The 22359-nt window shown below is 61.4% G+C and carries 14 protein-coding genes; 7 read left to right on the plus strand and 7 right to left on the minus strand.

Annotated elements, in window-relative coordinates:
• Window positions 1–76 precede the first annotated feature (76 nt).
• Both AC0V6X_RS10650 and AC0V6X_RS10655 read left to right on the plus strand, forming a co-directional pair.
• A complete protein-coding gene (locus tag AC0V6X_RS10650) occupies window positions 77–457 on the plus strand; it encodes a hypothetical protein (RefSeq protein ID WP_486184520.1) in 381 nt (126 codons plus the stop codon).
• The gene (locus AC0V6X_RS10655) at window positions 454–1404 is read left to right on the plus strand and encodes a FecR family protein (RefSeq protein WP_486184521.1); all 951 of its coding nucleotides are present in this window, start codon (window positions 454–456) and stop codon (window positions 1402–1404) included. The genes AC0V6X_RS10650 and AC0V6X_RS10655 overlap by 4 nt, the downstream gene beginning before the upstream one ends.
• On the opposite strand, the gene AC0V6X_RS10660 is transcribed toward AC0V6X_RS10655, so the two are convergent.
• The gene (locus AC0V6X_RS10660) at window positions 1405–3648 is read right to left on the minus strand and encodes a CHASE2 domain-containing protein (RefSeq protein ID WP_486184522.1); all 2244 of its coding nucleotides are present in this window, start codon (window positions 3646–3648) and stop codon (window positions 1405–1407) included.
• A gap of 399 nt (window positions 3649–4047) precedes the next feature.
• Here AC0V6X_RS10660 and AC0V6X_RS10665 point away from each other — a divergent pair, with 399 nt between their 5' ends.
• The 5 genes from AC0V6X_RS10665 to AC0V6X_RS10685 are packed head-to-tail and all read left to right on the plus strand — an operon-like array spanning window position 4048 to window position 14446.
• Window positions 4048–7755: a DUF4132 domain-containing protein gene (locus AC0V6X_RS10665; RefSeq protein ID WP_486184523.1), complete on the plus strand. Its 3708-nt coding sequence runs from the start codon at window positions 4048–4050 to the stop codon at window positions 7753–7755.
• Window positions 7752–8849: an ATP-binding protein gene (locus AC0V6X_RS10670; protein ID WP_486184524.1), complete on the plus strand. Its 1098-nt coding sequence runs from the start codon at window positions 7752–7754 to the stop codon at window positions 8847–8849. Before AC0V6X_RS10665 ends, AC0V6X_RS10670 begins: the two co-directional genes overlap by 4 nt.
• Before the next feature lie 4 nt (window positions 8850–8853).
• On the plus strand, window positions 8854–11238 hold the full coding sequence (locus AC0V6X_RS10675) for a DUF5682 family protein (protein WP_486184525.1): 2385 nt from the start codon (window positions 8854–8856) through the stop codon (window positions 11236–11238).
• On the plus strand, window positions 11235–12389 hold the full coding sequence (locus AC0V6X_RS10680) for a VWA domain-containing protein (protein WP_486184526.1): 1155 nt from the start codon (window positions 11235–11237) through the stop codon (window positions 12387–12389). The genes AC0V6X_RS10675 and AC0V6X_RS10680 overlap by 4 nt, the downstream gene beginning before the upstream one ends.
• Window positions 12386–14446 carry an SWIM zinc finger family protein gene (locus AC0V6X_RS10685; RefSeq protein WP_486184527.1) on the plus strand — a complete coding sequence of 687 codons (2061 nt, stop codon included), beginning with the start codon at window positions 12386–12388 and terminating at the stop codon, window positions 14444–14446. The genes AC0V6X_RS10680 and AC0V6X_RS10685 overlap by 4 nt, the downstream gene beginning before the upstream one ends.
• Before the next feature lie 184 nt (window positions 14447–14630).
• Here the strand turns inward: AC0V6X_RS10685 and AC0V6X_RS10690 are convergent, their stop codons facing one another.
• From AC0V6X_RS10690 to AC0V6X_RS10715, 6 genes are all read right to left on the minus strand, one after another.
• A complete protein-coding gene (locus tag AC0V6X_RS10690) occupies window positions 14631–15437 on the minus strand; it encodes a nucleotidyltransferase family protein (RefSeq protein WP_486184528.1) in 807 nt (268 codons plus the stop codon).
• A gap of 47 nt (window positions 15438–15484) precedes the next feature.
• Window positions 15485–16885 carry an MmgE/PrpD family protein gene (locus tag AC0V6X_RS10695; protein WP_486184529.1) on the minus strand — a complete coding sequence of 467 codons (1401 nt, stop codon included), beginning with the start codon at window positions 16883–16885 and terminating at the stop codon, window positions 15485–15487.
• Window positions 16886–16937: 52 nt separating this feature from the next.
• Window positions 16938–17957: an RNA 3'-terminal phosphate cyclase gene (rtcA, locus tag AC0V6X_RS10700; protein ID WP_486184530.1), complete on the minus strand. Its 1020-nt coding sequence runs from the start codon at window positions 17955–17957 to the stop codon at window positions 16938–16940.
• Entirely contained in the window at window positions 17954–18748 is a 795-nt protein-coding gene (locus AC0V6X_RS10705) for a nucleotidyltransferase domain-containing protein (RefSeq protein ID WP_486184531.1), read from the minus strand. Before AC0V6X_RS10705 ends, rtcA begins: the two co-directional genes overlap by 4 nt.
• 48 nt (window positions 18749–18796) lie before the next feature.
• Window positions 18797–20032, minus strand: coding sequence for an RtcB family protein (locus AC0V6X_RS10710; protein WP_486184532.1), 1236 nt, complete (start codon window positions 20030–20032; stop codon window positions 18797–18799).
• 659 nt (window positions 20033–20691) lie between these two features.
• Window positions 20692–22239 (minus strand): vWA domain-containing protein, encoded by a 1548-nt coding sequence (locus AC0V6X_RS10715; protein ID WP_486184533.1) that lies wholly within the window; start codon window positions 22237–22239, stop codon window positions 20692–20694.
• Between the last annotated feature and the right edge of the window lie 120 nt (window positions 22240–22359).

Below are 22359 nucleotides of genomic sequence, written 5' to 3' on the forward strand. Positions count from 1 at the left end.
GGTCTCTGCCCGTCACTTCACCCGCCTTGCCGCCGACCAGTCATGTGTGGCATTATGGAGGTGGGAGGAGGCGTTCATGTTCAAGCTGATTTTTCGATTGACCGTGCCTGCGGCGATGGTGACCGCTGCTGCTGTTCCAGTGACAGCTCAATCGTTCGAAGAGCTAGACGCCTTGGCCGAGCAAACAACTGATGAAGAGCGCGGGATCGCCGCCGCCCGTGAACAAACCGAACGCGGCGAATTGCTTCAGGCGTTAGCGACACTCGAAAGGGTGCTTACCATTTTCCCTGAAAGCGCGCAGGCTCGGTTCAATCACGCCGTTCTGTTGTGTTGGATTGATGATCCGCAAGGGGGGCTGGTTGAGCTGGCGAGGCTAGATGAGGATGACTATGCGGATGGCGTGCTAGCGCAGGCAATCGAAGACTGTCCCACGGCAAAGCGGGAAGAAGAGCAATGAGGCGCGCGCATCCAAAGACTTGCGCGCTGGCCATTGCGGGCCTGCTGGCATCGAGCTTCGCGACAACACCGGGCCTTGCGCAGGAGCGTGTAGAGGTTGGTAGCGCAGCCAGCGTTGCGGGCGATGTCACATTGGACAATGACCAGCTGCGCCGCCCGGTCGATGTCGAACGCGGCCGACGGATCGCTTGGGGCGATCTCATCCGAACCCGCAAGAATTCCCAGATGCAGATATTGCTGCTTGACCGGTCGAATTTCGGCATCGGTCAGCGATCGCGCGTACGGATCGACCGTTTTGTCTATGATCCGAACGAGGGGCGCTCGCTTATCGCGACCATTTTCAAGGGCGCTTTGCGCTTCTTCTCGGGCTCAGATGAGGGTGAGAATACTGGGGAAGTGTCTACCCCTGCAGGCAGAATTGGCATTCGTGGAACCGCGATTGACATGCTGGTGGGGGAGAAAGCCGAAGACATCGCAGAGGATGAGGAATTCGTCGGCAGCGTGCGCAGCGATGACGATGAAGCCACGTTTGTCGTCCTTCGCGGGCCGGGGCCCAACACTTTGTCAGGCCTTACACCGGGTCTTGCTGAAGTAACCGGAGCGGGTGTGACGGTCGTGCTCGATGAACCTGGGCTTGCAGCCTATATTCCTCGCGAAGGCGCAGCGCCAATTGGTCCTTTCCGCATATCCAATGCGGGATTGGCCCGGGTGCAGGATCAAATATCCCCACGATGGGCGCGCAGCTTTCGAGATGGCGGGATTCCTGATGAAGTGCTGATCGGCACTGCTGCTGTCGGCATCTTGGGCGTCATTCTGGGCACGCGTGGCAATGGCGATGATGACGACCCAACCGCCAGCGACAACTCCAACAACACTTCGACTGGGCCAAACGACCCCGTGTGTGAAGATGCCAATGGCAGGATTATTCCCTGCCCGCCAATCAGGTAATCATTTCGACGTCGCCTGATACACGCCGTCCCATTGCGCGGATGGCGGGTTGGCCCGCAAGTCTGCGATGCGCTGCTTAAAGAGGGTGTGGAGCCCAGCGATATCATGCAGTTCATAGCTGGCTTGGTTTGCGCCAAGTATCTGTTCAGCGACCGCCCAATCCATTCTCCTATAGGCATCAAGCATTGCTACATGGTCCAAGTGCAATTGCCGAAACTCTGGGCTTGCAGCCATCGTTTCATCCCCCAGAAGCGCTGAGATAGTCTCGGGACGATCGCGCCCCACCACCTGCACTCGGTCAAGCTCTATCACGGCAAAACCTTCCAGCCTCTCAGCCAGATTTTCGCCGACAGCGATGGGCACACCATATTGCTTAGTCAGGCCTTCAAGTCGCGCGGCGACGTTCACTGTGTCGCCAATAAGAGTGTAGGACAGGCGCTCTTGCGAGCCCATATTACCCACGCAACAGATGCCGGAATTCAAGCCGATCCCAATCTTTACATCGCCGGGCCACACCGCATCGTTCTGGTTCGCCATCTCTATATTGAGCTGTTTGGTCTTGGCGATCATCGCCAGCGCCGCACGCGCAGCATTTGCGGGATGATCAGCGTCGTCGAGCGGGGCGTTCCAGAAGGCCAGAATCGCATCGCCAATATACTTGTCGATGGTAGCCTTGTTGGCGAGCAAAATGTCGCTCATCGGGGTGAGGAATGTGACCAGGAAGTCGATCACCTCGCGCGGCATGAATTGCTCTGAGATGCGACTGAAACCGCGAACGTCGCACATCAGCACGCTCATATCGCGTTCTTCTCCGCCCAGTTCGAGCTTGTCGGGATCAGCTGCGATCTGCCGGACGAGTTCGGGCGACAAATAGCGATCAAATGCTGCATGAATGTAGCTGCGGCGACGCTCTTCGCGGTAGAACACAGCCACTGTCTGCACTGCATAAACAGCGGCGATAGCTATGACGGGCCATGTCGGATTGAGCAGATAGCCCATTTGCGTGAAGGCAGCCCACGCCATAGCAACAACCACAGCGATGAAAGCCAGCGCGGCCAAGGCTCCGAAAGCGGCCCCAAGCCGGGGCAAGAGCAGCAACACGCAAAGGCCGAAAGCCACCAGAAGAACCCCCTCCAACGCGCGTGCCCAATCGGGTCGTTCAATAAAGTGGCCGTTCAGGATTTGCTCGGCAGCGGCCGCGTGCACCGACACACCCGCTATCGCCTCGCTGGCTGGTGTTGAAACCAGATCCTGCAATCCCTCTGCGCTGCCGCCGACAAAGATCACTTTGCCGCTGACTGCGGCGGTGAGCTCGGCATCTGACATTGCATCGGACAGGATCTGCCATGCAGGCACGGTTTGGTGTTGCACTTGCTCGGAGAAGTGAACCCACATTTCGCCCGCGTCATTGACCGGGATCTCGCGTCCATCCAGCCGGACTGCGACCGCAGCGCCAGGGCTCGATAGAGTCTCGCCCGCTCCATCGCTTGCCAGCAGGTTGGGTGAGCCCGCATCCAGCGCCACTCTGACAGCCTCCAGCGCCAGACCGGGGACCAGATTGTCGTTCTGGATCGCGACCATCGGTACTCGTCGCACGATCCCGTCAATATCGCCCTGAAGCGTGACAAAGCCGGTTCCTGCGGAAGCTTGCTCGATAACGGGCAGCGGCAGCAACGCCCCGGAATAGGTCGCTACGTCGCGCCGTGGCATTGTGCCGGAGAGCGTGAAGCTGGCGCGCGGTTCAACGTCTTTGCCGCGCGTGTCTGCGTCCACAAAGAAATATGCGGTGACCACGGGCACTGCGTCAAAACTGTCCGCAAATATCGCATCATGGCTGGGCAGAAGCGCCAGTTCCCGCGCCGCGGCGCTGTCGCCAAAGCGCGCCGCCAAGGTCTCTGGCGATGTTCGGTCAGCCTCTGAAAAGACAATGTCATAGGCAACCACGGTTGCGCCGGCTTCGCCAAGTCGGCGGGTCAGCTTGGCAAGGTCAGAGCGCGGCCACGGCCATTGGCCAAATCTGGCGATGGATTCCTCGTCGACATCGACAATTGCGACCTTTGACTGCTCGTCAGATGTCCATGGCTGGGTGCCTTGAAGCGCATCCAGCACTTGAAGTTCAATCCGTTGGAGCGGGAGGGAGTTCAGCGCAAAGACGCCCAGTACAAGGACAAGAGTGACCAAGCCCGCAAGGGCCGGCGCCAGTCGATCCAGCACTGAGGAAATCCGCTCCATCGCACCGCCCATCAAGGTCTTGCCTGACAGGCATTATTGAGCGCACGGCTTAATAGCAATGGCAGCACTGTTTGGTCTCATCCGTTTGAGATGCGCTAGGCGGCAAGCTTTCGATGAAGCGATCGCCTTATCTCCAGTTTTTGTTGTTGGAGGAATTCTCTTCGCCAGATCATCGATGTAGCCCCGCCAGAGCAGGCATCGGCAGGTGTGGCGCTAGTAGAGGCTCTCTCCCCGTCGCTTCATCTGCTTCAGTTCCAACTGACTGTTCGGTCATCCCACAAGGTCACCTGGTCGCTAGCTCATGGCAGGTGACTATCAGCGGACGCGCTTGGGTGCTTTTCTTTGCGGCCACGATTCTGTTTTTCTTGATCTTTGCGCGTCAGCGTTGGATCAAGTTCGGACGGAGGCCCTATGTCGCTCAAATCGTTCTTTACTCGTCTCGGCCAGTCAATTGCGGAAAATCCGGTCCCATCCTCTGGAGGCGGTCCCGTGAGGCGCTATTTCAGCCGCCGTCTGGGCGTGCGGCTGGCTGGTAGGATCGTCGAATATATCGAGCATGGCGAAGCGAGCTCGGTCCTGTCCGATTGCGCGCAGAACGACGCCAAGCAGAAGTGGCGAGGCAAGTACGGCTATTGGCAGCCGGAGAAGTCCGATCGCGTGTTTGCTCAGCTTTCCAAGTGGCGCATCGACCAGATGGTCCGCTTTGGCGAAGTCGTTGCCACGCTGGATCCCATCACACATGAATGGGGGCAATTCGGCACGAAGACTACGCCAGACTGGCTGCGACACGTTGTCTCAAACTGGTTGGCTCGCGAACAGTATGTCCGGCATCAAGGGGCCATCGACCTTATCGTCAAGCAACCGGTCGAAACCCTGGTTGACCTGTCCCGAGAGGGCGGCTGCGGCCTGACAGGAGCGCTGGAAATTCTATTTTCCCGCGACGCGCATGACTACAACTCCAAGACCTCAATCGCCCGCTTTGACGGCGTCGAAACCTGGCTGCGCAATGATGCAGGCGAAATCGCAGCGGAGGCCACCGGGATTGCCGCGAGCGCCCGTGTTGAGCTTGCAACAGCAATCGGGCGGTTCAAGCTCCACTCGCCATACCTCGAGTTTCTGCTCGACTTGGCAACCGGCACCGCGAAGGGCGCCCGGACAGCGGCAACGCAAGCGCTGACGGGAGCGGATCACACGGAACTGGCAGAAGCGATCAAGACTCGCTTTGCCTCAGCAACTGCGGCCAAGCGCGCGCATTTGGTTGATGTCGCAGCGGCAACGCTGGGCGGAGAGGCTGAGCTTTTGATTGCCGCTCTGCGTGAAGGAGAGTCCTCCACTAAAGTCATCGCCAGCATGGACCGTGTCGCAGGCGCGGTTGCAGCCGCACCCGCCGCGACCCGCAATCCCTGGCAGCAGGATGGCAAGAGCGGCTTTCTTGCGCTCGACGGGGAGTGGGTCTCTGCTCCACCTGAAGGTGAGATGCCGGACACCAAACCGGTCTCACAAGAGGTGATCGAAATCCTCCGCCCGCAGATCGAAGAATTCAACACCAATGTCGGCAAGCTGCACAAGCAATATTCAGGCACCAAGTACCACTGGTCGCACCACCACAAAGTGGTGCCGGTTGAGAAGGCTTTGAAGCAATTGCAGAGCCTTATGTCCGGCTCTGGCGTGATGTCGCCCTACCACACGCAAAACTTTAGCTGGCTCTATCAAAACATCGCCAATACCGGCGCGGTGGAACGCTTTATGGATCATCCTGAAGTGAGCTTGCGCCATCTGATGCGGATCGCGCGGGTGACGGGCGGCTACAATTTCTCGAACTTGATGAGCGATTACGCAGGCCCTGCCGGTATCGCCATGCAGCGGCGCATCGCCGAGGGTGCGGATGTGCGCATCTTGCTTGCGCTGTGGCAGGAGACAGGCGGCAACAATTACCTGCTCGAGTTTCTCAGCGCGCGTTGGTGGGGAGAGACGCACGGCCTCCCCGACGAGAGCTGGCCGGTGTTGCTCGCTTATTTCGACCAATTGGATGAGGCTTTGGGCCTCACTCCGCAAAAGGGCGACAAGAGCTACAGCGTGCCGCGCGCATTAAAGCTGCTCGAAATGCTGCCCAAAGTGCCAGAGCGTTATCGCGCACGGCTGATGATCCTCGCCAATGAGACAGGGACCAAGGTCCGCACGCGGGCGCGCAATCTGCTCGCCGCCGCAGAAGGGATCGAGGATGCGATTGCGCTGCAATTGGACGATGGCAAGCAGGATGTTCGCGCACTAGCCGCCGAGTGGCTCGCTCAGCGCGGGGCGAAGTCTCATATCCCGGCAATCCGCAAGCGTCTGAAGAAGGAACGCAGCGACAAGGCCCGCGCTCAGATGATCACCGCGCTGGAGCGGCTGGGCGACGACACCAGCGATTTCTTCGACCAGAAAGCGATGGTGACAGAAGCCGAAAAGGCTCTGAAGAAAGCGAACCCCAAGGGCCTCGACTGGTTTCCGTTTGATGCACTGCCTGCGCTCACATGGGCCGATGGCAAGACTGTCGACCCGATCCTTCCGCGCCATTGGGTGGTGCTCTCCGCAAGGCTCAAGCAACCCGGTGGCAATGCGCTAGTCGACCTGTGGCTCGACCGGCTTGCACCTGGCGATGCGCACAAGCTTGGGTGGATGATCCTGACCGGATGGATCGCGGAGGACACGCGCCAGCCAACAGACGAGGAGTCGAACAAGCACGCGCTTCAACATGTAGACCAGAGGCTCAAATGGAATCGCGACCAGGTAAAGCGCTGGCCATCAAGCGCGGACTACTACTCAACCGACTACGACACGATCTTTGCGCAGCTAAAGCGCAATTTTGGCAGCCAGTATCTGGGCACAGCCACGGACAGCAAAGGCATTCTCGCGTTGTGCAGCCGGGTTGAGGGAAGCGATGCAGGGCCGCGTATACGATCCTTCCTGACCAATCACGGCGCCCGCGTCTCGCAAGCCAAGGCGCTGCTCGAAGTGCTTGCCAATATCGGATCGCCTGCCGCCCTGCAGGTGCTGCTGCAAAGTGCTGACCGCTTGAAGCAGAAAAGCGTGCAGGCGCATGCTGGCAAGCTGATCGAGGAAGTGGCCGAGCGCCGCGGCTGGACCGCAGGCGAGCTCGCCGACCGCACCGTTCCCACTGGCGGCCTCGACGAAGACGGCACACTGACACTGGAATGCGGGCAGGACCGGACCTACACCGCCAAGCTGGATGAAGAGGACAAGCTCGCCTTGTTCAACGCAAGCGGCAAGGAAGTGAAGGCGCTCCCCCCTGCCCGTGTCGAAGACGAAAAGCCCGAGGTCGCCGCCTCCAAGAAGGCGCTCTCCAAAGCGCGCAAAGAGGTCAAGCAAGTCGTTTCAGCCCAAACCGACCGCTTCCGCGAGGCGATGTGCATGGAGCGGACCTGGAGCGCTGAGGATTGGGTCAATTATGTCGCTGGCCACCCCATCGTGGGACGCTTGGCCGCGCGGCTGGTTTGGATTGGCCTCGACAAGGATGGCGAGCAGGCGGCAACCTTCCGCCCTCTTGGCGATGGCTCTTTCTCCGACGTTGAGGACGAAGATGTCGAGCCGGGAGATTTCGAAAAGATCAAGCTCGCCCACTCGACCCTGCTCGATGCGAAAGCCAGCAAAGCGTGGAATGATCACTTCGCCGATTATGATGTAACGCCCTTGTTCCAACAGCTGGGCCGCGATTTGCCAGAGATCGACGACAGAACCCGCAAATTGCGCCAGATCAAGGACCGCGAGGGCTATATGATCGAGACGTTCAAACTGCGCGGGATCGCAACGAAGTTGGGCTATCAGCGGGGTCCGGCCGAAGATGGCGGATGGTTCATGACCTATCACCGCACTCTGCGCGAAGCGAAGCTGGTGGCAGAGATTGAGTTCACAGGGAACGCTCTGCCCGAAAGCAACATCCCAGCTGCGCTCATCTCTCTCGGCTTCCGGTCGTTGCGCGATGACGGCAAGTTCGGCCCGCAAGTGGGGCTCGATAAAGTGCCTGAAGTGCTGCTGGCAGAGACCTGGCGCGACTATCATGACATGGCAGACAAAGGCTCCGGCTTTGATCCGGACTGGCAGAAGAAAGCTGGATTATGAACGCAGAAACACAGACCGCATCGCAGGCGGCAGAATATCGCTTTGCCGGCGAATTGGAGGCGCTTGCCGCCGCTGACAGTGCTCCGCGCCCGGGCGGATGGCGGCTCAGTCCAAAGGCCGTGCGCCAGTTCATCCTTGGCGATGCAAAGCTGGGTGTCTCACGCAAGTTCTATGGCGATGATCCCCTGGTCGACCGCGCGATTGTCAGCCTGATGAGCCGCCAAGGCCTGATGCTGGTGGGCGAGCCGGGGACCGCAAAGTCCATGCTCTCCGAACTGCTCGGCGCGGCAATTAGCGGGACGAGCGCTTTGGTGGTGCAGGGCTCTGCTGGCACGACCGAAGATCACCTTCGCTATGGCTGGAACTATGCGCTGTTGCTCGCCGAAGGGCCGAGCGAACGCGCGCTGGTGCCCTCGCCCGTTTTGAACGCCATGCGCTCAGGCCGGATTGTGCGGTTTGAGGAGATCACCCGCTGCCCGCCCGAAGTGCAAGATGCTCTAATCTCGATCCTCTCGGAAAAGGCCCTGGCCCTCCCCGAGCTTAGCGCCGACCGGATTGAAACAGCACAGCCCGGCTTCAACATTATCGCCACCGCCAACCTTCGCGACCGCGGCGTGCATGAGATGTCGAGCGCATTGAAGCGCCGCTTCAATTTTGAAACTGTCCACCCAATCGCTGATCCCGCTTTCGAGAAAGAGCTGGTGATGAAGCAACTCTCGCAGCGGCTCGACCCCGATGGCGTTGCGGTGAAGGGGGTAGACGATGTCGCCGATCTGCTCGTCAAGGCCTTCCAGGACTTGCGCACTGGGCGCACGGCGGAGGGAACCAGCCTCAACAAGCCCGACGCCGTCATGTCGAGCGCAGAGGCCGTCAACGTCCTCCATGCGGCGGCGCTGGAGGCGGCCTATCTCGACGATGGCACAATCAAAGGCGGCCACGTCGCGCGCCAATTGCAGGGCGTGGTGCTGAAAGACTCGCCCGAAGACGGCAAGAAACTGCGTGCTTATGTCGACCACATCGCCAAGGAGCGTGCAGGCAAATCGACGGTGTGGAAGGACTTCTACAAGACGGCACGGTCGCTGAAGCTGGGGTGAGCTGATGAGCCCGCCTGACCCGGCCCCTCCCCCGCTGCATGTGACGCAGCACGACACTTACGTCGTGCCCATCCGCCACCACAGCCCCGCTTGCTCGGCGCATCTCGAGCGGCTGCTTGCGGAGGTCAAACCGGCAGCGGTTCTGGTCGAGGGGCCATGCGATTTCAACCCGCATATCCCGCTCCTCAATGATGAACGTACCCGCGCGCCGGTTGCCATCGTCGCGATCCGCTCTGCCGACGACAAGAGCGGGGCGAAGCGCGCGACCAGCTACTTTCCCTTCTGCTCACACAGCCCGGAATTCATCGCGCTACGCTATGGTGTCGCGGAAGGCGTCCCGACCCGCTTCATCGACCTTCCCTCCCAGTCGCGCGCGCTGTTCAGCGAAGGGGCGGAAAGCCCGATGCCCAACATGCTGGGCGACGAAGCGAGCTTCGACAGCGGTGATTTCGTCAGCGCCCTTGTCCGTGAAATGGGATCCCGCGACGGGAACGAGGTGTGGGACCAGCTGTTCGAGAGCCAGATAGGCCATGACGACTGGCGCGGCTTTTTCAGCGAGGTCGGCCATTACTGCGCCTGCATGCGCGCAGCGACGTCGGACGCAGTATTGGAGGCGGAAGGCAACCTTGCGCGCGAATTGCAGATGCGCGCGGTCATTGCGCAAGTCCGCAAGGAGGTCGAAGGCCCGATTGTGGTGCTGGTCGGCGGGTTCCACGCGCCCGCTCTGGTGGACGGCCCGCAAAAGGGCGACAAGGTCACAAAGCCATCCGCCAAGCACGGCTCGGGATACCTCGTGCGGTATGGCAACCGGCAGCTGGACGCGCTGCAAGGCTATGGGGCAGGCCTTCCCTTGCCCGGCTTCTACCAGAAGTGGTGGGAGTGGCACCGCTCTGGCCAATCCGAACGTGACCCACGCGAATGGGCGCACGCGCTGATCGGCGGCTTCTCCGACCACTTGCGCGAAGAGGACAAGGCCCCGCCCTTCCCCGTCCTCCTCTCCGCTGTCGAGCAGGCGGAGCGGCTTGCGAATTTGCGCGGACGCACGCTCCCGTTCCGCGACGATGTTCTCGACGCGGTGAAATCGACCTTCATCAAGGGCGAGAGCCCGCGCCATGGCACGCCCATCCTTGCCGAGCTGCGCACTTGGCTAACGGGCACGCAGATTGGCGACGTCCCTGCCTCAGCAGGCTCTCCGCCGCTGGTGGAGTCGGTTCGTGCGGAAGCACGCCGCCTGCGTTTCTCCATCGACGATGGTGAGCTGCGGCAGCGCAATCTCGATATTTACCGCAAAGCCCCTCACCGCGAAGCAAGCCGCTTTTGCCATGCTCTCACCATGCTCGGCATCGGTTTTGGCGAACGCACCGCCGGCCCCGATTTCCGCAACGATGTCGGCCTGGATCGCCTCTTTGAGATCTGGTCGGTCAGCTGGTCGCCGATGGTCGAGGCGCGCCTGATCGAGATCGCGCACACTGGCGACACTCTGAGCGAGGCTCTCGCGACTACGATGGCCGACCGGATCGCCGAACTGGAAGCACAAGGACAAGGCCGCAATGCGCTCGCCGCTATCGACCTCTTCGCCGCCGCCTGCCGCGCGGGGATTGGCGAGGGTGCGGAGGCGATTCTGGGCCTGGTCGAAGCACAGGTGATTGAAGACGCGAACATCGCTTCAGTCATCGCTGCGCTCGACGATGTGGTGCTGCTACGGCGCGGGCATGAGGTGTTGGGCATCACTGATGTAGCGCCGCTGGAGCACTTGCTCGGCACAACGTGGCGACGCGTGCTGATCCTGCTGCCAGAATTGGCCGCGATCCCCGCGGAACAAGCGCGCGAGACGGTACAGGCACTCGCCAATCTGCGCGGGACGATTGAGCTGGCGGAGTCTGCTGGCTTCGCTTTCGACCTTATGCCTTTCGACGAAGCCTTGGCGCGGCTCGAAGGCGAGGAGCTGGAACCACTGGTCGGCGGCGCGGTCATGGCCTTTGCGCTGCTCGATGGCCGCGCGGATGGGGACCAACTCAAGGCACGGATTAAGGGTGAGCTCGCCGGAGCCTATGTGAAGGCAGCCGACAAACTCGCATTCCTTGGCGGGATCATTGTGGTCGCGCGCGAGCTGCTCTGGACGATCCCGCAAGTGATCGAAGCGCTCGACGAAGTGGTCGGCGATGCGGACGAGGAAGAGTTCGTCGCCCTGCTCCCGCATTTGCGCATGGCGCTGATGCCGCTCGACCCACGCGACATCGACCGGCTCTCGGTGATGGTCGCCCAGAAGCTCGGTATTTCGGCGGACGCTTTGCAAAGCCTCGTCGCCATCGGCGAGGATGAGGCAATGGCCAATGTCGCGCTTGACCGGGCGATGGCGGATAAGCTTGAGCTGGAGGGGATCGCATGAGCGACGCCTCCAGCTCCGAACGCCAACGCCGCTGGCGCCTCGCGCTGGGCCGCTATTCCGACCGCGAGCTGGGCGGCGGCGGGATGAGCCGCTCTGACCAGCGCGCCGACCGGGCACTCGACTATCTCTACAAGCGCGAGATGGAGAAGCGCGGCATGCGCCGTGGCAAGGGACGGCAGAAGGGCGGCGGCGGTAGAGGCACGCTCGACCCCAGCCAGCTCACGACGCTGGGCTGGCTCGGCGAACTGCGCGATCTCTTCCCGCAGAGCGTTCTGGAGACAGTGCAGGCCCACGCCATCGATCAGCTGGGCATGACCGAGCTGCTCAAGGACCCCAAGGTGCTCGACCAGCTCGAACCCAATCAGGACCTCTTGAAAGCGCTGATCTCTTACAAGGGCACAGCTGACGATCCGGCCAAGGAGAAGGTCCGGCAGGTTGCGCGCAAGGTGGTCGAGGAGATCATGGAGAAGATGCGCCATCAGGTGATGAAGGCGCTGTCGGGAAAGACCGACCGCTTCCGTCGCAGCCAGCTGAAGAGCATGCGCAACTTCGACTGGCGCGGCACGATCCGCGAGAACTTGAAGCACTACGACACGCAGAGCGAGCGTATAATTGCAGAGCGGCTGCGCTTCTATGGCCGGACCCAGCGGCGTCTGCCGTGGACGATCATTCTGTGTGTCGACCAATCGGGCTCGATGCTGTCCTCGACCATCTATGCCGCGGTGATGGCCGCGATCCTGACCGGTCTGCCTTCGGTCAATCTCAAGCTGATCGTCTTCGACACGAGCGTCGTCGACCTGACAAGCGAAGCGCACGATCCGGTCGAGGTATTAATGTCCGTGCAACTGGGCGGAGGGACCGACATTGGGGGCGCGGTGAGTCATTGCGAGACGCTGATCACCCAACCCTCGCGCACAATCTTTGTTTTGCTCAGTGACTTCATGGAGGGTGGCTCGGTCACGGATCTGCTCGCCGCTGTTCGCCGCATGTCCGCGGCGCGGGTGAAGCTCCTTGGCCTGGCCGCGCTCGATGACGATGGCTCCGCGATCTATGACCACCAGACCGCGCAGCGCTTGGCAGGGGTGGGGATGGAGGTCGCCGCGCTTACGCCTGACCGCTTTGCCGAATGGCTTGGTCAGGTGATGGCATGAGCAGCTCCAAACTTGCCGAGGCCTTGATCGCCTTCGATGACGAGGCGTTAGCGACTCTCGCCAATGCCGGGTTGCTCCGCCGGGCGCAGCGTGACCTCGACAAAGGCAAGGTCGAGATTACCAACGCCGACGAAGGCCAAGCAACGGTCGAGGTCGATGGTCACACCGTCACTATCGGTGCAGACGGCCCCGCTAAAGCCTCCTGCACTTGCCCTGCCGCTGGCGTCTGCCGCCACCGCATAGCCGCGACCTTGGTCCTGCGCGAGGGCGGTGGAGACCCAGACGAAGCCCCCGCAGATGAGCCCCCTGCGGCGGACGATCCTCCCGCCGACCCTGCGGTTTGGATCGACGCCATCACGCTCGATCACGCCCGCAAGTTCGCAGGTAAGCCCGGCTTTCGCGCCGCTTTGGAGCTGGCCGAGGAAGCCTCCAAGATCGACGCCACCGACACGCGTTGTTCGATCACTTTCGCCTCGCTCGACGAACCGGTTCTGATCCTGCGCGGACAGGGCATGGCGGGCATCGTCTCCAAGGCCAGCAAGGCCCGCCAGAAGGCCTACCATGCCGCTGCCCTCCTCGCCGCACGCCGCCACTTTGGCCTCGCTGCCGAGACCACCGAGGACGAAGCGCTCGCCCCCGCAGCCTCCGCCTCCAAAGGCACGCCGACCGCCCCCGATGCGCAGTTCCTCGAAGCGGTGCGCGCCGCGCTCGCCGACTGCGCGGAGCTAGGCTTCAACCTCGCGCCCCTCCCTATCGAGGAACGCCTGTTCGAGCTCTCCGTCTCCTCGCGCGCAGACGCCTTGCCGCGCCTCTCCGCCCTGCTCCGCTCGGTCGCTGCGCAAATGCGTCTGCGCCGAGCCAAGTCTTTCGAGTTTGAGGCGAGCACGATGCTCGAACTCGCTGCGACCGCCTACGCCATCACCTTCGCCGTGGCGCGCGAAGGGTTAGAGCTGGCCGCTTTCCTTCGCCTCGCCGGAGAATTGCGCCGCAACTATGCCGATGCGACCACGCTCGACCTAATCGGCTGCGGTGCGGACCAGTGGCGCTCCGGCTCCGGAGCGCGCGGTGTCACGGCGCATTTCGTCGAGCCTGACACCGGCGAGTTCTACTCCGTCGCGATTGCACGCGGAGCAGGACAGGACCCCGATTTCCACCCCGCCAGTGCCTTTCGCAACCAGGCTTTGTGGCAGGCGGGCACGATGGAGGCGCTGAGCCATGCCCGTCTCACGCTTGAGAATGCAGGCATTGCCGATGGCGGTCGGCTTGCCTCGAGCAAGGATGTGCGTGCACGCATCCTCGAAAAGGCCATCGCGCCCGACCCGCAAGCCTCCTACGTCCACGGGGATTGGAGCGCGTTGCAGGCGAACCTCGCCGCGCGCTTCGGCCTTGGGGTCGAAGCCAATGGACAGCCGCAAATGGCGCTTATCCAGCCCGCTGAGGTCGCCCGCCCCCAGTTCGACGAGCTTGCTCAGCGCCTCACCTGGCCGATCCGCGATGCCGATGGGCGCTGGATCGCTCTCACCATGGACCATGACGAGCGTTCTGAGCCCGCCATCGCGGAGATTGAAAAGCAGCTCGCCAAGAAGTGGAGCGGTACCATGCTGGTCCGCGCGTTCCAGTCGGGCACCCGCATCGATTTGACGCCGGTCACTCTGTTCGACGGCGCAAAGCCGATTGACCTTACTCTGGTCAAGCGTGAGTGGGATTGGCGGGGCATGCTGGGGGAGACCAAGCGATCCAAGCCAGACATCTTTGGTTGGCTCCAGACCCTGCGCCCTGATCCGGGCCGCGCGCTGACCTTCGTCCAACCTCCTGCTAGCGCCGCCGCAGCCATGGATGCATGGCGCTACCTCCTCGACCGGTTGGAGGCGGGGCCGAAGCTTGCCAAACAGCTCGACGACAAACGCGCCGCGCATGAGCGGAGGCTGGCGGATTACGGGATGACAAGCCTTGCTGATAGGGTCGGAAAGGCCAACCATGGTGCAGAGCTATTGAGCGCTGCCTATGCTGTCCTGATCGCGCGCCAGCAGCGAGTTTCGTTGGCGTTTTTGGGCTAGGTTGGACGCCTTTCCTCAAGCCCCTGTTTTCCATGACCTTTGCGCCGGTTTTGACACACTTGACACACTGTCTAGGGGCAAAAATCTCATCCCCCTCGCAGACCCCCTGTTTGGTGCACTGAAGAAGGAAAATGGGGAGATTCATGGGCGGAACTCTACCGCCCTGATGCGAAGTAGGAAAACGCTACTCAGCGAGCGCCCCGCGGCGCTTTTTCAGAATACGCTCCGTGCGGTGAAAATCGCCGACATTGTCGACATCAATCGGCGCATCAGCGAACGGCATGATGACCGGGCGCAGCGTGAGATTCCAACGACGCGACAGGTGCTCAGCCAGACCTTGCAGGGTCGAAAGGCCAAAGCGGTATTTAATCACAAAACCCAGCCCCATGGCTTTGAGCAAGCGGCGCGGCTGTTTACCGAATTGCCCACCCGTTTCAAAAGCACGCGACGCATTCACCGCCTTGTCGTTGCGCAGGCCATAGAGGTTGCAGCTCGACCAGCCGCCGTCTTTCAATTCGTGAAAGGCGCGTTTGCCATCGGGATAGGCGTCGAGGATCGTTTGCGCAGGCGTGAAGCCCGCAAAGCCATCACCCTCGGTTGCGTTAAACTGCTCGCAGAAATGGTCGATATATTCGGTCGTGTGAAGCGCGTTGTCACCGGTTGAGACCAACATCGGATAGGGGTCTTCGATGGCTCCTACCCCGCTTTCAATGCTGAGGAAGAGGTTCTCACCGCTCGGCAGGAAGTGGATCTTTCCGCTGTCGAGAGCCGCCGCCAATGCTGGGGCTTCGCGCAGGATCTCTTCGCTTTCGATCGAGACAAAGATGCGGTCCACATGCTCGCTTGCGGCAATCGCATCGACCACCCGTTCGAGCATCACGACCCCGTCCACTTTGACGAGGCATTTGTGGCTGACGCCCTGCAATTTGGCGACTTCATCCTCTTTGCCTTTGCGGCTTGCGGCAAGGATGAGAGCGGTGAACTTTTCCATTGGTGGCCCCTCCAATTGAATGCGTGCGACTAGGCCATTTGGCTCGTTTATGTCGACTGCAAAAGGTCGGTCAGCTGCGAAATCTTCGACGAATGACCGACTGATTTGAAATGGGTATGGAGCTTGCCCGCATCAACCCCAGCATGCGCGCAACAATCGGAGAGCTTCTCCAGCAATTGCGCACGCGACAGTGGCACGTCCCGGCTACCGACCGGCATCTTGACGACCGTGGAGTGCGTCTCGCCCGAGGTGGTGCGGATGGTGACTTGCGTCGGAAACTCACTCTCAAGCTTCTCAACCGGCTGCTTGGCGACCTTGCTCATCAACGCGCGCACTTGGGGCCTGGCAATGGCTTCAGGCGCGAAGTCCCCAAGCCCTACCTGCCGTTGGTGGAGAGCTATGGCGAGGTTGTATTCGAGCGAGAACTTGGCCTCGCTGGGCGTTTGCGGGTCTTCGTATTGCAGGTTGCGCAGGTGCGATGCGGGCGCGGCGACGTGGACCTGTTCCACATCATCGGCGCCCAAGCCATGCGCTTCCAGCAATTCCAAAGTGCCATCCAGAGCGCGGTGGACACTGCCGCAATTGGGGAAGCGTTTGACCTTCAATCCGTTGGCGAGGATTTGTAGCGGAGCAGCGATCCGGCCCGCGATCCAGCTGGTCGATTGGCCGTGTTCGTCGCTGCCGATCATCTCTTGAGCGCGCTCCTCCACATCCGGGCCCACCATCAGGGTGCGCAGGCTGTGCGGGCCTTCGAGAGTCTTTGTGCCAGCAGTCAGCCCAGCCCTCGCCATCAGCGCCGATTGTACGCCTCCCGAGGCTGCGAAGCCTGCGTGCAAGGGCTTGGTGTCGGTGCCGAATTGGCTCATGAAACCGCCCGCTCTACTGGTCGCCATGGAGACCGCATGCGCCGCCTGCGACTTGTCCAAACCTAACAGCCGAGCGCAGCCAGCCGCCACCCCAATCGCACCCATCGTCGCGGTCGCATGCCAGCCGCGATTGCGGTGGAACGGATTGACCGCTTGGCCGACATGGCCGGTGACCTGGAGGCCGACGATATAGGCGTCGAGCAGGTCGGCGATGCTCGCTCCCTCTTCCTCTCCCACCGCGATCAGAGCGGGGATCAGGACGGCGGAAGCGTGGGCCTTTGCCGGGTCGAAATTGTCGTCATAGTCAAGCACATGCGCGCTCGCCCCGTTGACGAGAGCGGCCCAGGGTGCGGAGAGTTTGCGCCCATATCCTACGATGGTGCACGGCCCCTCGCCCCAGGTCGAGACCAGCCCAAAGAGCTTCGCCATCGCAGGCTCGGGTGCGCCCGCGACCATGCAAGCGACCGTGTCGATCAGGGAGTTTTCCGCGATGGTCAGCGCCTCGGCGGGCCAATCGCGAGAGGTCTGCGAAACCCAGTTCGAAATCTCATCCAGCGGGTCGAATTGCTGTGTGTCGGCCACAGGCGCTCTCCTCAAGGGGCGGCTCTTTGCGAACCGCCCCCGAGCAATTGCCTCAGCGCACGACCTCAATCAAGTGCGCGCCGCCTTTCGTGTCGGTGACGCGGAAGGTAGTGCCCGTGAAGCGCTCGATGATCTCCATCGCGGTGCGCGTGTGCTGACTGAGCTTCACCGTGGTGAATGCCCCACCGCGAGCAAGCGCCATGGGCAGCAACAGCTGGTCCTGCAGATAGGGTCCCGCAAAGGCACCGCTGGCGATGTAACCCGCCGCCCGCTTGGCGGTGGTCTTTGCGATCCGCTCTGCTGGCACGCCAAGCTTGCCAAAGCCGGACATGATCTCGGTCACATGCTCGAAAGCAGTGGTGACGAGGACAGCGTTTCCGGGGCCTTGCTCGGCGGGGACATGGCGCGTGGTGAAGGCCTCCTCACGCCATTCGGGCAGCACTTTGCGCATGGCTTTCAGCTCTCGCTCCGCGATGTCGGAGGGGATGCCAGCAACAATCGCTTCGGCAGAGTTTGAGAGCGGCGCGCCGCGGTCAGTCAGCTCCACAGGCGTCAGGCCACAGGGCGCAAACTCGATCACGATCAGTCCGCCACCGCGCGGGTAGAAGCCGTGCCGTTCCATGGTTGCCGAAACCTTTGGCCCCATCTTCGCGAGCACCGGCAGCAGGGTCTGAGCGATAAACTCAAACGGAGGCGCAGCCATGGCATGCGTCCCGCCCTCGATCACGAGGCGGCTCGGCCCATCCGAGAGCATCAGCGGTACAAGTATCGTCTGCAGCACCAGCCCCGTCGCGCCAGCTGTGCCAACCGCAAAGTGGTAGTCTCCGGGCGTCACAGAGCCCGGTCGAAAGGTGATAGTATCCGACCCCACGGCCAGCCCGCTCACCTCAGCACCGCCAATCGCAGCGGCGGCTTCAAGTGAGGTGACATGCTGCCGCATCAGGCCAGGCTTCGCCCGCCCGCCGCGAATGTTCTCAATAGTAAAAGGCTCCCCCGTCATCAGCGAAAGCGCAGCAGAATACCGCAGCACCTGCCCCCCGCCTTCGCCTTCAGAGCCGTCGATAGTGATCATTTGTTTTCTACCAGTTTCAGGAAAAGCGCGTTGGCTTCCTGCATGAAAGTGTTCGGGTCCAACCGTTCGGGCGCATCTTCCGCACGCTCAAGTTCGGCATGAACCAACTGTTCGATTTCGGGCATCCGCGTCGCATTACCCTTTTCATTCGTTTGCGCCTTGAGAGTGATGAGCTCCTCAATCTGTTCGACCAGCGAAGAGCCAAGCCCACAGGCCCGCATCAGCGCGCTCATCTCCATCGGAGGACGCGCATCGGGATTGATGCGCAGAGCCCGGATGGAGAGCGCGGGGCGCAGCGCATAGAAGTAACGCTTCACCGGGATCGCATCGCCATCCTCAAACCAGCGCGCAACCGTGCCTTTGCCTAGATTGGCATAATGGCGCGCATAGCCGCGAGGGTTGAAGTGGCGGTCCGCCAGCGCCTTGAGATCGACGACGATAGGGTCATCCGCGATGTAGCGGATAGGGCTTTCCATCCATTCCGAGACCACCGCATTGTGCTTGAGCATGAGGCCAAGCGCTTTGCGGATATCCCAGCCACTCAGGTCTATCTCATCGACAATGGGCCGTTCAATCACATCCCGCAACGCCCCGAGTGCGAGGTAATCCCGCCGCGGACGAACATAAAGGAAGCGAATGTCATAGTCGCTGTCGGGCGAAGGAAAGCCCCACGCCCGCGAGCCGGACTCGACCGCCATTAGCAGACGCACGCCTTCCTCGCTCGCGACTTTCGCAAGGCGGCTATCGATGTCGATCCTAACAGCAGGGTCGATGGGCACTGAATTTGACATTGTCTTTCTACTTCTAATTGGATGAGCAGGCAGTGCCCGCGAAGAGGATCACCCCTTCACGCACACCACCTGCTTCAGCGTATGCACGATCTCTACCAGGTCCGACTGTGCGGCCATGACCTTTTCGATCGGCTTGTAGGCCTTGGGCGTTTCATCGATTACGCCTTCGTCCTTCCGGCATTCGACCCCGGCAGTGTCCGCGATGTGCTCGTCGAGCGACACCAGCTTCTTGGCCTGAGTCCGGCTCATCACCCGGCCTGCGCCGTGCGAGCAGCTTTCAAAGCTCTCCGCATTGCCCAGACCTCGCACGATGAAGCTTTTCGCTCCCATCGAGCCGGGTATGATGCCGAGCGTGCCTTTCGCGGCCCGCACTGCGCCCTTCCGGGTCACCAGCACATTTTCGCCAAAGTGGTTTTCCCGCGCCACATAATTGTGGTGGCAGTTGACCGCTTCGCATTCGGCCTCGAACGGCTTGGCAATGACCGACCGCACCGCGTCGAGCGTATGCGTCATCATCACCCGCCGGTTGAGAAAGGCGAAGTCCTGCGCCCATTCCACCGCTTCGACGTAATCGGCGAAGTGGTTGGTCCCTTCCGGGAAATAGGCGAGGTCTTCGTCCGGCAGATTGATATGCCAGGTCCGCATGTCCTTCTTGGCGAGCTCAATAAAGAACCGCCCGATCGCGTTGCCAACGCCCCGCGATCCGGAATGCAGCATCACCCACACGCGCTGCTCGGTGTCGAGGCAGACTTCCACAAAGTGGTTGCCGGTCCCCAGCGTGCCGAGATGCATCACGTTGTTGGTGTTCGCCAGCCGTGGGTACTTTTCGCAGATCTTGTCGAACCGCGCTTTGAGCGTCGCCCAAGCCTCGACCACGGACGCAGGGGGATCGCCCCATGCGCCTTTGTCGCGCTTGCCCCGGCCCGCCGTCCGTCCATGCGGAACGGCGGCCTCAATAGCGGACCTGAGCCCCGCAAGGTTGTCAGGCAGATCGCTCGCCATCAGCGAGGTCCGCGCCGCCATCATGCCGCAGCCAATGTCGACGCCCACAGCCGCCGGGATCACCGCGCCCTTGGTCGGGATCACGGAGCCCACGGTTGCGCCAATGCCGACATGAACGTCGGGCATGGCGGCGACATGCTTGAAGATGAACGGCATCTTCGCAGCCTTGGCCATCTGGTCCTTGGCCTTGTCATCCACGGGAACGCCGCGCGTCCAGGACTTGATCGGAGCGCCGCCTTCCACATGCGTGTATTCAAATTTTGCTTCGGACGCTTCAGTCATCGCGACCTCCTTGGTTGATCCTGACGTGTGCCAAGCCACCCGCTCCCTCCACCCTTCCACCCGGATGATCACACCGGGTTACGATCCGGGTGGAAGGGTGGAGGGAGCGGGTGGCCCCGGCCCAATTGATTCCAGTACTGGCGGCGAGGGTTAGTGAGACGTTTGCGGGCTCGAACCGCGAGGCCCTAAGGCCCTTACCGAAATGTAGTCCCACAGGCATCCGCCAGCGTTCTTTGTTGTGCTTGCCAGAGCGGCTGGCTCCGGCGTTTCAAAAATCTATCCCCATGGCGACAAGGGTGGTGCGAAAGACGTTACCTGCTCTACCGACTGAGCTACGGACCCGCATTTGGTGGATCCGGCGGGACTCGAACCCGCGACCTGGGGTGTTGAAGACCATGTAGTCCTAAGCGGCATTCGCCATGGGTTTGAAAAGCGTCGAGACAACGAGGGATAGCGAGACACGGCCCTTAAGCTACATGGCAAGGCGGGATTCGAACCCGCATCTCCCCGTACCCTTGCGGATATTGGGGCGCTTTACTCGTCGGGCCATACCTTTCGGTTTGGAGCCAATGTAGTCCCACCGGCATTTGCCTCGACGCTTTCCAAATTGTGGTGGAGGCCGGAACCGGATGCCCCGGCCTCCCTTGTATTCACTTCATTCAAATCTCCACTTCATCGATGATCTGCGCCCAATCTTTCGCTTGCCCATTGGCGAAGCGAGCCATTGCCGCGAAGACCGCGTCGGTGAACCCGCCGACATTCATGATGTCCCTGCGGTCCTTTGCTTGCGTCGTGCCGTAAGGCTGGATGTCGATGCAGATCAGCTTGGCAGCCGGGTTACGGCGCTTCAGCGTGTTCCACTGGTCCATCACAGCGGTCGGGCCGTAATAGTTGTTGTCGATCCAGGACTGGTTGTCCGAAACGATCACAACGGTGTCGACCTGCGCACGCTCCTTATTGAGCTTGGCCAGAGGCGCCGAGACATTCGTCCCGCCACCCCAGATCGATGCCATCTTCTCCGCATTCGCGGCGAGACGGGCATAGGGCTTCAGCTCCACATCCACGACGCGCTCTGCGAAAGGCAGGACGCGCGCCTTGCTGTTGGTGCGCAGCACAGCTGCGGCCACCAGAGCGGCGATATCGATGCAGCGCACGACCGAAGTCGCACCCTTGCGGTAGCCGGTAGCCGGCGACTGCATCGAACCTGACACGTCGGGGCAGACCACGACATTGCCTTTGAGCTTGGGCACTTTGGAAACCGAAGCTTCCAGCGCCTTCTCAAGCGCAGCCTGAACCTCCAGCGGAACGCCCTCCCCGACCTGGGTCAGAGCGGTCATCAACTGGTACGGAGCAGGCTTAACCCGCGCCATCGCCTTGGGATCAGCCAGACGGGTTGCGACCGTCTCGCTCACCCCGTTCACACCGAACGCGCCGTGACGCGCCAGAGTGTTGAGGTTCATACGCAGCGCCTGCCAGCCCATGCGCTCTGCAAGCTTTGCCCACTGCTTCTTGGTCAGCTCAAACGACGTCAGCCATTCAAACGGAACCTCAGGCAGAGGACGCGACTTATCGGCCTTCCAAGCTTCAAATGCAGCCAGTTCGGCAGGCAGAGCATCGACATCATACGGCTTGCCGATCAGCCAGCCATAGAACGCGCGGCGCTCCGGATCGGCGGGCTTAGGGTGAACCATCTTGACGATGTCTGCGAGGCTCGGATCCTTGCCGGTCGATGCATGCATCAGCTGCTTGTACGACGCCTGCTCAAACCATTCGCGCACAAGGCGCTTGGGACGCGAGCCGAGCGAGGTACGCCCAACCTGACCCGAACGCATGATCTGCACGAAGTTGCGCAGCATACGCCCGTTATCGATCACGCGGTTGAAGACCGGGACAGCGAGGTCTGGATCAGCCACCGTCAGGTAAGCCGTCAGCAAAGCCGGCATATCCTTCATCGCGCCCGACTGGCGAGCATAGACAGCGCATTTGGCGACCCATTCCGGATCAACCTTAGCCGCCGCTTCCAGCACATCAGCAAGCTGAGCCTGGGCGCCCGAATAGAAACCATCCGACAAGGTACCGGTAGCCGCCAGCTGTGCCAGCTTGGCCTTGGGTTCATAGGCGTACGCGACTGCGCCTTCGTAGTTCGCAGCCGTAGCGCGCGGCGAAAACACCGCAAGTGCCGAGGAAAACAGGTTCTTGTTGGCCATAGTCCAACTCCAATTCAAATCTCTTGGCGGTTTTGGGCGGTCGGCCCATTCCGACCGCCCACTTCACCGCTGCTTGTGTTGTCGGGAGTTCGACATGCCCGACGCCAGATACATTGCAGA

It is taken from the genome of Erythrobacter sp. S267 (genome assembly GCF_057365045.1).